The sequence below is a fragment of the Methanosarcina sp. A14 genome, assembly GCF_001729375.1.
Lineage (GTDB): Archaea > Halobacteriota > Methanosarcinia > Methanosarcinales > Methanosarcinaceae > Methanosarcina > Methanosarcina barkeri.
In genome coordinates, this window is the sequence record NZ_LZPK01000042.1 from 1 (window position 1) to 12,949 (window position 12,949).

9 protein-coding genes and 1 pseudogene are annotated in these 12,949 nt (G+C 40.7%); 9 read left to right on the forward strand and 1 reads right to left on the reverse strand.

All coding sequences use genetic code 11. The annotated features are described in order from the left end of the window. The 8 genes from A9239_RS02915 to A9239_RS02950 all read left to right on the forward strand — a co-directional run. On the forward strand, positions 1 to 198 hold a 198-nt coding region (locus A9239_RS02915), incomplete at its 5' end, for a PKD domain-containing protein (protein ID WP_141706353.1). 692 nt (positions 199 to 890) lie between these two features. Beyond that, on the forward strand, positions 891 to 1,214 hold the full coding sequence (locus tag A9239_RS02920; protein WP_048120171.1) for a PadR family transcriptional regulator: 324 nt from the start codon (positions 891 to 893) through the stop codon (positions 1,212 to 1,214). A 2-nt stretch (positions 1,215 to 1,216) separates the two neighbouring features. Then, entirely contained in the window at positions 1,217 to 1,912 is a 696-nt protein-coding gene (locus A9239_RS02925; protein WP_048154383.1) for a hypothetical protein, read from the forward strand. 903 nt (positions 1,913 to 2,815) lie between these two features. Continuing rightward, complete coding sequence (gene mutS / locus A9239_RS02930; protein WP_048154380.1) at positions 2,816 to 5,518, forward strand: DNA mismatch repair protein MutS; 2,703 nt, start codon at positions 2,816 to 2,818, stop codon at positions 5,516 to 5,518. A 97-nt stretch (positions 5,519 to 5,615) separates the two neighbouring features. Further along, positions 5,616 to 7,679 (forward strand): DNA mismatch repair endonuclease MutL, encoded by a 2,064-nt coding sequence (gene mutL / locus A9239_RS02935; RefSeq protein WP_048154379.1) that lies wholly within the window; start codon positions 5,616 to 5,618, stop codon positions 7,677 to 7,679. Between the two features lie 702 nt (positions 7,680 to 8,381). After that, complete coding sequence (locus A9239_RS02940; RefSeq protein ID WP_048120179.1) at positions 8,382 to 9,401, forward strand: cobalt-precorrin-5B (C(1))-methyltransferase; 1,020 nt, start codon at positions 8,382 to 8,384, stop codon at positions 9,399 to 9,401. Between the two features lie 28 nt (positions 9,402 to 9,429). Further along, positions 9,430 to 10,017 carry a cobalt-precorrin-7 (C(5))-methyltransferase gene (locus tag A9239_RS02945; protein ID WP_048120181.1) on the forward strand — a complete coding sequence of 196 codons (588 nt, stop codon included), beginning with the start codon at positions 9,430 to 9,432 and terminating at the stop codon, positions 10,015 to 10,017. Between the two features lie 573 nt (positions 10,018 to 10,590). Next, positions 10,591 to 11,511, forward strand: a complete 921-nt coding sequence (locus A9239_RS02950) for a hypothetical protein (RefSeq protein ID WP_052712660.1) — start codon at positions 10,591 to 10,593, stop codon at positions 11,509 to 11,511. A 222-nt stretch (positions 11,512 to 11,733) separates the two neighbouring features. Here A9239_RS02950 and A9239_RS02955 read toward each other — a convergent pair whose 3' ends face one another. Beyond that, positions 11,734 to 12,498 carry an A24 family peptidase C-terminal domain-containing protein gene (locus A9239_RS02955; RefSeq protein ID WP_048120183.1) on the reverse strand — a complete coding sequence of 255 codons (765 nt, stop codon included), beginning with the start codon at positions 12,496 to 12,498 and terminating at the stop codon, positions 11,734 to 11,736. Between the two features lie 295 nt (positions 12,499 to 12,793). Here A9239_RS02955 and A9239_RS20080 point away from each other — a divergent pair. Then, positions 12,794 to 12,949 (forward strand): annotated as a pseudogene (locus tag A9239_RS20080) (IS701 family transposase); the annotation flags it as partial.

Consider the following 12,949-nt stretch of genomic DNA (forward strand, 5'->3'; position numbering starts at 1 on the left):
AAGGTAAAATTTACGGAGACAAGCAAAGGATCGCCAACCTCATGGAAATGGGATTTCGGAGATGGTAAATATTCAACAGAAAAGAGTCCAACACACACATATTCATCTGCCGGAACTTACACGGTTAAACTCACAGCAACAAATGCAGCAGGAAGTAGTACAAAATTAAAATGGAAATATATAAAAGTGGCAAAGTGACTGCTACTTTGAAAACGGTTGTAAACCTCCTGGGGTTTTTGAGTTTACTCATATTATAATAGGACTTACGCACTTGAAGAAAAAAATCAATTACGGCAAAAACTGTGGATTAAAGTCACATTTTAGACAGTTAATGGTCTGATGCTGTTGATTTTTCAGTTCAACTGCGTAAATCTTATGGAAATTCAAGTGCGTAAGTCCTAGTTACTATACCTTTTATGTTAATGATAGATTGTTAGGACTTACGCACTTGAGGAACAAAATCAATTACAGCAAACATTATGGATTAAAGTCACATTTTAAACAGTTAACAGTATAATGTTCTTGCTTTTTCAGTTCAACTGCGTAAATCCTAATTGTAATCAAGCTGTTGTGGATGACTATGGCTCGTTAAAATCACGGAAAACCGACTTTTATTTTGACATGTTGCTTCTTGAGCTTGGATGCATTACATGTGTTATTTCATCATTGGTTACTTTTGGTAGGGACATTATATGATTTGCCTTGACTTTTGCCAGAGTTTACAAGGTACTTACAAAACAGAGTAAACCATGCTTTCAACAAAAACCGGCATGATCACGAATTAATTAGCAATATACCGATACACTTATATTGCTAATACAACTACCTTGTATTGCAAGATAGATATTATATTGCTATGAAATGTAGTGTGCGAAAAGAGGTGCAGCATATTGATACCATCGCAAATGCTCAAAGGAATATTGGAAAGCTGTATATTAAAAATAATTAGCAGTAAAGAAACTTACGGCTATGAAATTTCACAGCAATTGAAGAAATATGGCTTTTCAGGTATTTCAGAAGGCACGATTTATCCGCTCCTACTACGCCTTGAAAAGAACGATCTCATAAAGGCAAAATATCGTGAGTCGGCTCTTGGGCCAAAACGCAAATATTTTTCCATCACACAAGCGGGAGAAAAAGAATTGGAGACATTCGTAAATAACTGGCAAGAGCTCAATCATGCTGTAAATCAATTATTTCATGGCGGGGAATGATGATGAAGACTGAGACAAAAATACTGAATCAAGAAAATAATGAGCTGGATAAGCGGTTAACCAAAGAAAACAATGTTGTCATGACCGACATGGTATGCTACCTGCGCCTTGCAAACATTTCAGAGCATGATCAGGAAGTTGTAAGGCAGGATTTGCTACAAATGGTCCTGTCCGCTCAAGAACGTGGCGAAGATATTAATACACTGATCGGTGAAGACTATAAATATTTCTGTGATGAGGTAATAGCCGCACTACCACAGAAAAACCAAAAAGAGAGAGTCCTGGATCTTATTGATACACTTCTTTTGTCCACATTCATTCTTGGAGTAATCCATATTGTCATTTCCAAAGAAACGATGAAATTAATTTATAATGCAGTAACAGGTCAACAGTTGAATTTTCAGATTTCTATTTCTGGCGGTGATTTGTTATCCTATGTTATTATCATTGCAACTGTTTTTCTTATTGTTCATGTTATTGGCAAAAATTTACTAAAGCCAGAAAAAAAGCATAATCAAAGTAAGATAAAAAAGTTCATAATAGGTGGAGCTATAGGCGGAGGCCTAATGGCTGTCTTTTTAATAATTGCATGGGTTGGCAGGCAAACACTCTTTACAGTTAATATATTTACTGCATGTGTATTTATCTTAGGGCTATATATTGCGCATAAACTTCTTCAAGAACTCATCATAACGTAAAGCAATTTATGGTTGAGCTTAACATGATGAGAAGGTGGTGAATGGCAGCTTACCGCTTTTTTGCATACATATCTCCCATGTTATTGCTTTCTTCATCTATGAAGAGCTCATCGTTATTCTCGCAACACCAAACACAACTAAAAAAGTTGTTCCCAAAAATATTTAATAAACCCGTAAACTATAGATTCAGTATCAAAATCCAGTTATGGACATAAAATAAAAAATCACTCGATTTTGTAATTGGTCCCCACCCTTGAAATACAATTTTGGGATTGAAGTCTTTAGATGTCGAATATTGATTTTGATGAAAACCTGACTCTTCTTACGGATTCAGATTTTCAATCAAGAAATGCAAAAATCACTAGATTTTGGAACAGAGTCAACTACATGTGCAAAAATATATTTGTCTAATTGGTAGTTTATTATTTCATTTACTTTCATTCACTTTCGCTTTCTTTATTACTTAGACTCATTCTTTCACGCCTGTACTTTTCCCGGATTTTCTCGATCATTTCTTCATTAGCTTCAATAACAAAAGCTCCTACATACCCGCATTCTTTGCAGTGGTAAACCGAACCTGCATACCCGCCAACTTCATAATATAAATCTGCATTTCCGCAGACAGGGCAAACTTCGATAAGTTTTTCCTGGTCCAGAACAATCCCTCCTTCAAAACGGCTTTCAATATCGAATTGTTAAATATATATAAGAAGGATGATTTTAATAAAGATGTTGTATCTACTAATTAATATCTAAAGGTATTAGCCAGTATTTATGGAATCCTAATACAGACATTACCCAGCATCTGAGGAATTCTGAGATACCGAAATTTCCAATAAAAATCCCAATTTTATTTTCTTAATTGTATTAACAGAATAATTCAAGGCCGACAGTGAGTAAAAAATGACTGAAATGATGACCCCTGCAATGCGCCAGTACTACGAAGCCAAGCAGGCATATCCTGACACACTTATCTTCTTCCGTATGGGAGACTTCTACGAATCTTTTGGAGAAGACGCAAAAACTATTGCAAAAGAACTCGAGATCACGCTTACAGCTCGTGGCAAAGACAAATCAGGAGAGAGAATGCCGCTTGCAGGAATACCCTACCATGCAATTGACACCTATCTACCGAGGCTTATAACTAAAGGGTATAAAGTGGCAATTTGCGAACAGCTTGAAGACCCGAAAAAGGCAAAGGGAATTGTAAAAAGAGGTGTTGTCAGGGTTGTCACGCCAGGTACGGCAATTGATTCTTCCATGTTTTCAGATGCCTCAAACAATTACCTCATGGCAGTTGCTGGGAGAGAAATAGGAAAGCCCGGGAAAAATGCTGAAAACGAATTCGAAATTGGGGTGTCGTTTCTCGACATTTCTACTGGTGAATTCCTTACAACACAATTCAGAGACTCAGAAAATTTTGAAAAGCTTCTAAGCGAGCTTGCTCGCATGCGGCCTTCAGAATGCATTCTGCCTTCGTCCCTGTATGAAAACACCGCCCTTGCCGAGCGGCTGAGAGCCCAAACGATTGTGGAGGAATTTGCCCCCGATATTTCAGGATCAAAGGAAGCTGGAGAAAGGTTGAAAAAACATTTCAGGGTTGCAACCCTTGAGGGCATGGGCTGTGAGAACCTGGATTTTGCAGTGTATTCGGCCTGGGCTGCCCTGGAATATGCACAGACTACGCAGATGCGGGAGCTTACCCATATCAATACCCTGAGAACCTACTCAAATTCCGAATTTATGATCCTTGATTCCGTCACCCTGCGTAATCTCGAAATTGTAAAAAACGTGCGAGATGAAGGGGACGAAAATTCCCTTTACCGCATTCTGAATAGTACGAAAACGCCGATGGGAAGCCGTACCCTTAAAAAGTGGCTTTTGAAACCTTTGCTTTCCGTAGAAAAAATCAACCATCGGCTAGATGCTGTCGAAGAACTGACAGCAAAGCCTCTGCTCCGTTATGATCTCCGGAACTGGCTTTCAGATGTCAGGGATATAGAACGTCTTGTAGGCAGGGTAGTATATGGGAATTCAAATGCAAGAGACCTTGTAGCCCTGAAAAAATCCCTTGAAGCTCTGACTCCTGTCCGGGATTCCCTTCTAGAAAACATTGAATCCACAATTTTAAATGATATTGCAGTCGGACTTGCATCGTTTTCCGAACTTGAAAATCTGGCTGAAATGATAGATAGAGCGATCGTTGATGAGCCTCCGATCTCAGTTCGGGAAGGAGGCATGATAAAGTCTGGATACAATACAGAACTCGATGAACTCAAGGATATTGCAAGTAACAGCAGGCAGTGGATTGCAAATTTTCAGCAGAAGGAAAGAGAAAGAAGCGGCATAAAGTCCCTGAAAGTGGGATATAATAAAGTTTTTGGGTATTATATAGAAGTAACAAATGCCAACAGCAGTCAGGTGCCTGACGATTATATCAGAAAACAAACCATGGCAAATGCCGAGCGCTTTTTTACCCCTGAACTCAAGGAAAAAGAAAGCCTTATCCTGACAGCCAATGAAAAAGCTATAGCTCTCGAGTACGAAATCTTTACAGAAATTGTGCAGACCCTTTCAGCCCATTCAAGAGAACTTCAAGAAACTGCCGAAAGAATAGGCACGCTTGACGTCCTTGCGAATCTGGCTGAAGTAGCAGAAAATAACAATTATATCAGGCCCCAGCTTACTGATGACTGCAAGATCCTTATCCGGGATGGGAGGCATCCGGTAGTTGAAAACACCGTACATGGTGGCTTTGTCCCGAACGATACCGAAATGGACTGCAAGGAAAACCAGTTTTTGCTAGTAACAGGCCCGAATATGGCAGGCAAGTCCACTTACATGCGTCAGACTGCCCTTATAGCTATTATGGCTCAGGTTGGTTCTTTTGTTCCTGCATCCTATGCTTCAATAGGGATTATTGATCAGGTATTTACAAGAATTGGGGCATTTGACGACCTTGCAAGCGGGCAGAGTACCTTTATGGTAGAAATGGTTGAGCTTGCAAATATCCTGAATAATGCAAGTCCAAGAAGTCTTGTGCTTCTTGATGAGATCGGCAGGGGAACAAGTACCTATGATGGGTACAGCATTGCAAAAGCTGTTGTGGAATTCCTGCATAACCGGGGGAAAGTGGGAGTAAGGGCTCTATTTGCAACTCATTACCACCAGCTCACAGCCCTTGAAGAGAAATTAAAAAGGGTCAAAAATTATCATGTTGCAGTAAAAGAAGAAGGTCATGAGTTAGTTTTCCTGCGAAAGATCGTGCCGGGTGCAACAGACAGGAGTTATGGAATCCAGGTTGCAAGACTTGCAGGCGTTCCGGAAAAAGTAATAGAAAGGGCAAATGAAATTCTTAAAGAACTCGAAAGAGAGAACGTGCTCGAAGAGGTTGAAGACGGCAAGAACGGGAAAAAGAGAAAAAGCAAGGCTACAGCGCGTTATACCCAGATGATGCTTTTTGACCCTGGAGACAGCGGCGGAAATGCAGCAAAGGTAAACAGGCCCAGCCCCTTAGAAACAGCTCTTCGAAAACTGAATGTGGAAGAAATGACGCCAATAGAAGCCCTGAACAAGCTTCATGAGCTCAAAAGGCTGCTGGATTGACTGGGCTAAGGTCGATTAAGGATCAATTAATTGTTGGATTAAAGGTCGAGTAAAGTATGTCCAATGAATATTTTTCTGGTCTGGACGGAGTAAAGGAATGATGGAAGAACATATTGAAGGGAAGAAAAAAGATAAGGGAAATAAAATTCGGCTCCTTGATAAAGATACGATAAACAAAATCGCGGCCGGAGAAGTAATTGAACGCCCTGCATCCGTAGTAAAAGAGCTGATAGACAACTCAATCGATGCAGGAGCTATAGACATCCGCATCGAAGTAGAAAAAGGTGGAAAACGCTCCATTCTTGTCCGGGACAACGGGTGCGGAATGGACAGGGAAGATGCCTTGCTTGCATATAAAAAGCATGCAACTAGCAAGCTCACACGGATTGAAGATCTCGATACTATTTTTACAATGGGCTTCAGGGGAGAGGCTCTTTCGTCTATTACAGCGGTTGCAAAGGTGGAGATACTTACCCGGCCTCCGGAAGAAATTACAGGTACCAGAATAGTAATCAATGGAGGAAAAGTTCTGGAAACTTCGGATGCGGGTACGGCCCCAGGTACGTCTGTGCATGTAAAAGACCTGTTTTACAATACTCCGGCAAGGCAGAAATACCTCAAAAGTGACCGTACCGAGCTTGCCCATATTACAGAGACGGTAACGCAGCTTGCTCTGGCAAATCCGCATATTTCCTTTACTCTGCTCAGTGAAGGAAAGCCAGTCATAAGAAATGCGGGCTCAAGTGAGTCTTTCAAAAGTATTGTAAATCTTCTGGGCCCGGATACAGCTCGTTCAATGCTCCCCCTGGAGTATAGGACAGAAGATTTTGAAATCTTTGGGTACATCTCAAAGCCTGAAACCACTCGAAGAGAAAGCGACCAAATTTTCCTGTTTGTAAATACCCGCCCTGTAACCTCAAGAGCCATCAATAAAGCTATTCGCGAAGGATACTATACCAAAATTCCAAAAGAGCGCTATCCTGTGGCAGTGCTCTCTCTTATTGTCGATCCTGGAGAAGTAGACGTTAATGTACACCCCCGAAAAGCCGAAGTGCGTTTCAGCCGGGAGAAAGAGCTTGGGGATGCAGTCACATTTGCAATAGAAAAAGTACTCTCTAAAAATGCTCTGGCTCCTGAAATTCGGGGAAAAAAAGACAGAGCTTTTCAGAAAACTTTCGATGTTTCAGGTTTTTCAGATCGATTGCAGGTCTCCGAAGCTGCGGAAATTTTTGGAAGGAAGGAAGCTGGAAAGGACACAGGGATTCTGGAGACCGGTCTTACTGAAAAGGGCAGGGCCCCGAGAAATAAGGCTGAGACCTACGTTTATCCGGTAAAAGATACCGAGAGGAGGCTAAAACGTTCCAAGCGCCTTCTGGACTTTACTGCAGAGGGAGGAACGCAGGAAACAGGTGATAAAAAGCTGGATAATAAAATCGAGCAGGAAAGAGAGAAAGAAGGAGAAAGTAAAAAGAGAATAACAGGTATTCAAGAGAATGAAATTGAAAAAACAGGTTCAGAAGAAAAGAAATTTGAGGTTATAAATGCCGAAAAGATGCAAAAGCCGATACAAAAATCGAACACGGATTCTTTTGAAAACCTGAGAATTATAGGGCAGGTATCTAAGCTTTATATCCTTGCCGAAAGGGGAGAAGATCTTGTGCTTATCGACCAGCATGCTGCTCACGAGAGAATTCTTTATGAGCAGGTCTTGAAAATGAAAAAGTCCAGAGTGCAGGAGTTGATCACACCTGTAACCATAGACCTTACACCTAAAGAGAAAGTGCTTATGGAAGAGTATATTCCTTATCTGGAAGATTTCGGTTTCGGGATTTCAGAATTTGGGGACAATACATACGTAGTCACCTTCGTACCTGAGATCTTCGGACGGCTTGAAGACCCCGAGGTTATCCACGACATAGTTTCGGACCTTTTAGCTTCAGGAAAAGTTAAAAAAGATACAGGAATTTCAGAAAAGATCTGCAAGACCCTCGCATGCAGAGCTGCAATTAAAGGTGGAGCTGCCTGCAGTCTCAGACAGATGGAAGAGCTAATAGAGCAGCTTAAGAAAGCTGAAAATCCTTACTCCTGTCCACACGGCAGGCCCACTGTGATCACATTTACGAAAGGGGAACTGGACCGCATGTTTGCAAGAATCCAGTAAAAAGGTCTGTAACCTGAAAAAATAACAGTCAGGTTTTTATTCATCTATTGGAGTTTAATATTTCCTGGACTTTAATTTACCCCGGATTTCCGGAATAAAGTCCAGTAGCGCCTTCCCTCTTATACACTATTATTTTAAAGTTGAATGAGTATATACTCCAAAGAGAAGTTTGTTTCAGCGAAGTTAGAAAATGCAGTTGAGAGACCAAAATATGAGGATTATATGGAAATATTATGGAATACATAATTGACATGTCCATAATCAATCGATATACTTCTATATTGAAAGATCATCCTTAGTTTCCTATACATTTATATAATAGAACTTAAGATGTAGTAGTTGTGCCAGGCAAGTGCCGGCATCTGAAACAGGCATCATTCCTAAGGTTATTTTTCACACACCAACCCCAACACCCTAAAGAAGGAACGAATCCCCAATCGTTCCAGACTCCAGGATAAAAACCCATTTCCAAAAAACAAAACCCCATTTCCAAAAAACAAAACCCCATTTCCAAAAAATAAATCCCCACTCCTGGAATGATGCCACCTCTTTTCTATCTTTTTAATATACATTTGATGTCAGTTACTTTTATCATATGCAGTAAAACCAGAAAAGAAGGCAAAGCTTATCCAAAACCAATCAGGTTCCTTTCCGATTTCCATGTCAATACATTTATAATAAAAAACCTCCGAGTATTCTTCCATGATAGATCCTGTTAACAATTTCAAGATCCCTGAAGACTGGATTGCCCGCACAGGGCTTCCCAGGGAAGAACTTGAAACAAAAGTAGCATCCGGGATGCTTGTGGTTCTGAGTGATGGGTCTATCCTCAAACGAGGATATACTACAGGAACTACAGCAAGTGCTGCTGCAAAAGCCGCAGTCCTTTCCCTCAAGAAAACGGTTGATAACGTATCCGTCCCGACGCCTGTGGGACTGAGAGCCCAGATGGAGGTCAGTGAAGCCTCGCAGGGGCGCGCAGTTGTGAAAAAGATTCAAAACGACCACGAATCTGATATTACCCGAGGGCTTGAATTTGTGGGAGAAGCAAAGGAAACTGAAGGAATCCGAATCTTAGGAGGAAAAGGTATAGGAATCGTCAGAAGGGACGGGCTACAGGTTCCGAAAGGCCAGCCAGCTATTAACCCAAAACCGATGGAACAAATAAGGGCTGCAGTACAGGAAGCTATAGAAGAACTGGGCCTGAAAGGAGCCGAGGTTACAATCTCAATTCCAGATGGAGAGAAGATCGGAAAAAAAACCCTGAACAGCAGGATAGGGGTTGAAGGCGGAATTTCCGTACTTGGGAGCACAGGTTTTGTTGAGCCATGGAACGACCATCTGGGAGAGACGAGAGGAGACCTGATCCGCTGCACGGACAGAGTGGTACTGACTACAGGCCGGATAGGAATGCGCTATTCCCACATGCTTTTTCCAGATTATACAGTTGTTATGGTCGGAAGCAGGATCTCGGAAGGGCTTGATTATGCTTCTGGCGATATAATTATTTGCGGGCTTCCAGGCCTTGTCCTTAAATGGGGAAATCCCAAGATGCTTGAAGGCAGCGGATATGCAACCGTTGTCGAGATGCTTAAAAAAGAACCTGAACATGTGCGCCTGAAAGAAGCCTTCGAGATGGCAATCGAGAAAGGAAAAGGTGCAAGAATTGTGGTAATCGACAGAGATGGGTCGGTACTGATGGACAGTAAGAATAAGAGTTAATAAAAACAGGAAAAGGGGAAGAAAAATAATGATCGTCGTAGGAGTCGGAGTCGGGCCCGGAATGCTTACGGAAGAAGGAATAAAGGCTATAAGGAAAGCTTCTGTGGTTTATGGTGCAAAAAGAGCTATTGAGATTGCACAGGAATATATCACATGCGAAGCAAAACCGATCAAGGACTATAAATCACTTCATCTCTTGCCAGCCGATGCAGTCGTCCTGTCTACAGGCGATCCCATGTTTTCAGGGCTCGGAAAATTCGCAAGGGAGAAAGACACCGTTATACCTGGGATTTCTTCAATACAGGTGGCCTGTGCACGTACAAAAGTAAACCTGACCAACCTCTGCGCAATCACAGCCCACGGCAGGGACTCGGAACCTGCAAAAGCCGAGTTGATCCGGGAGTTAAAGAACGGAAGAAATATCTTCCTGCTGCCGGAAGAAAACTTTGGCTCACCTGAGGTCGCAGAAATTCTTAAAGAGCTGGGTATTGAAGCTGAACTTTATACCTGCGAAAACCTTGGTTATCCTGAAGAAAGAATTGCAAAAGGCACGCCTGAAAATCCGCCGGTTCCGGGAACGATTCTTTACGGACTGCTTGTCGTACAAAAAAGGTAATTCTTTGAAAAGTAGACAGAGTAGCGATGTTATATAAGAAATGTCGCTATTAATTCTTAGAAAACATTGCTATTAATTCTTAAGAAAACATTCCTATCCTGGATTCGGCAGGTCGATATAAGGAATTTAAATATTTTTTTTGATATCGTTTTTAAACATTTAATTAATTTACATTAGATTTAAAACTGGTTAACGTGTAGCTTAACGACCACGACACATATAAACACTGAATCATTTTTCCATTAAAGTTTAGTATGGGAGATTATGTTTAGATCATATGTAAACATAATAACTACACACAATAAGGAAATATCATTCCAAAATCGCCATCATTAAAAATCATCAAAAATGAAATGTCGACCTGCCGAATATAGGTTCCTATTAATTCTTAAAAAACATTATTACTTTTCACTAATAAAATCCTTTACTATTTTTGTATAGTTGAATGGTAAGGCAACGTTCTTATTGTAGTAAACATAACAATGAATTTAAGTAAGTTGTGAGCAAATTCACTTTTACCGACAGTAACGTCATCTTATAAAAGAATAATAAGTAATTGCCTGGGGGATTGTCATGAGCCTTACCAGTAAAATTTCTGGAATTAAATATATAGGATTGCTAACTGCTATTTTATTTATCTCTACATCGGGGTGTAGTTCAAACTCGGATACGGATAATTCAAGCGCCAGTGAAAATGAACAGTTAGTAGTATTTGCACATAACGCGACTACAACAACGAACGTAACTGACACAGACAACAATATTACAGCCGTGAAAAATGAAAATGCCGAATCGATGTCGAGTTCAGCAAAGGTCATTTATCTACATCACAGCACCGGTGGAGTCATCTGGGACGGTGGGGTAGACACTACTATTGCAAATTACAACACTAATCACGGCACAAACTACAGTATAACACAAATGGAATTTCCAAAATCACACCCCTATGGATGGAATAACTATCCTTACGATTATTGGAACATCTGGGTAAATCATGCTGGTGCTTCTGTCTATAAGACAGAACCGACCTTAGAGATACTGACTCAGACTTATGACGTTATCGTTTGGAAGCACTGTTTTCCGGTCAGCAGCGTTGTTGCCGACACCGGTTCTCCGGATATAACTTCCAGTGTCAAAAGTGAAGAGAATTATAAGCTGCAATACAAAGCCCTGAAAGCAAAGATGCATGAGTTTCCGAATAACCGCTTCATCGTTTGGACCGGTCCGGCTTTAGTCGAAAGTGCAACCAATGCCGAAGAAGCAAAGAGATCAAGAGACTTTGCGAACTGGGTCAAAACAACTTGGGATGAACCTGGCGATAATATCTATATCTGGGATTTCCACGACCTGCAAACCGGAGGCGGGCTATACCTCTTGCCGGAAAATGCCGCATCAACTTCGGATTCTCACCCTAATCCCACTTTTGCTGCTACCGCCGCTCCACTGATCGGCCAGCGTATCATTGATGTCATAGAAGGGCGAGGTGATAATTAGTTTTATTCCAAAGCCTGACCATCCTTTATCACAAGACACTTTGTAAATAGTTAGATATCTAAACGTAAAAAATAATTTTCCTCTCAAGGGGTTATTTTCGTTACCCCCTCGATTAAACAAGAATCGAGAGGAGTAGAGATGTCTACTAGGTTACCACTTACTTAATAATATGTGTTTTCAAAACATCAAAGTTTTCAATTTTATCAAAATACACCATGAGGTTTAATTTACAATGAGGCGCATGACCGCATAAAAGATCAAATCCCCAAAAACAACAGCAGTAATAAAGCCTGCTGTAATTGAAAGCATGAACGGCAGGCCGGGAGTAACCCAGATATCTTTCTCAATCAAACCTTTTTTCAGATATTCCTCAAGTTCCGGTTTCTGGTCCGCATCGAAGTTGAGGCCTGTACGGGAAAATGTTTTTTTGAGGCTTCCACTTTCATCAAGCTCAAATTTTTCAAGCAGGCCAAGGTGTTTCTTGTACTTCAGAGAAGAAATCTCTGTCCGGTATCCTATAAACATGTAAAGCGGATTTTTGATCATCTCAGGCGAAAAATGAAGGAGATTATAGCCGAACATCCCGAGGGGAACAAGTATTGTCATCAGGAGGGCATTTCCCAGTACCGTAAAAGTGAAAAGTCCTATCTGTGGAACCCCTAGCAGAGGATATATTTTTTCAGAAAAGCTAAACACCGGATAAGAAGGAAAAAGGATGGAAAGCACGATCAACCCCTTTGCATCCCCACCTCCAAAAGCCCCAAACTGGAAAAGGAGATATACGGCCGTAAAAACGAGAACTCCTGATAAAAGAAGAGGCATAAGGTAGGAAAGTCCGTCTGTAAGAATTTCATAAAAAACAAACCCTGAACCCGATGCGAGCATGTATTTCCAGACCTTATTTGAGACCCTGCGGGAGTTAAGGTCAGAATAACACGAGTACAGTAAAAAGGGCACACTGAAGAAGATTTTAAGGATTTCTATCATTTCAACCCTGCAATGAAATTAGTTTTTAGAGTTATTTACATTTATTACTTATTTAATTTATTGGTTATGTAATTGAAAATCTCCTGCAGAGCAACTAAGGATTTCACTCTCTATATAAAGTATCAGCAGAGCGATAAAAGGCTGAAAAGGACTTGATAAAATAACCAAAAAAAGCTGAAATCCAGACCGAGTAAAATATAATAACAATTAGGACTTACGCAGTTAAAATGCCGAAAACTTGATATCTTTATAAATATACTTATGGCTTAGTGTTTCTCTAAAAACGTACGGAGTTATGGACATAAATCCACCTAAGTGTACCGACATTGCCTACATTAATTTTCTCATTGCGGCTTCTAACGTTTTTAGCTGTACTGAAGCTGCTAGATGTTATCCAGACATAGCTAATGCTCCTTCTCATGATGCTTTTACTCGTTGCCTTCAAAGGCAA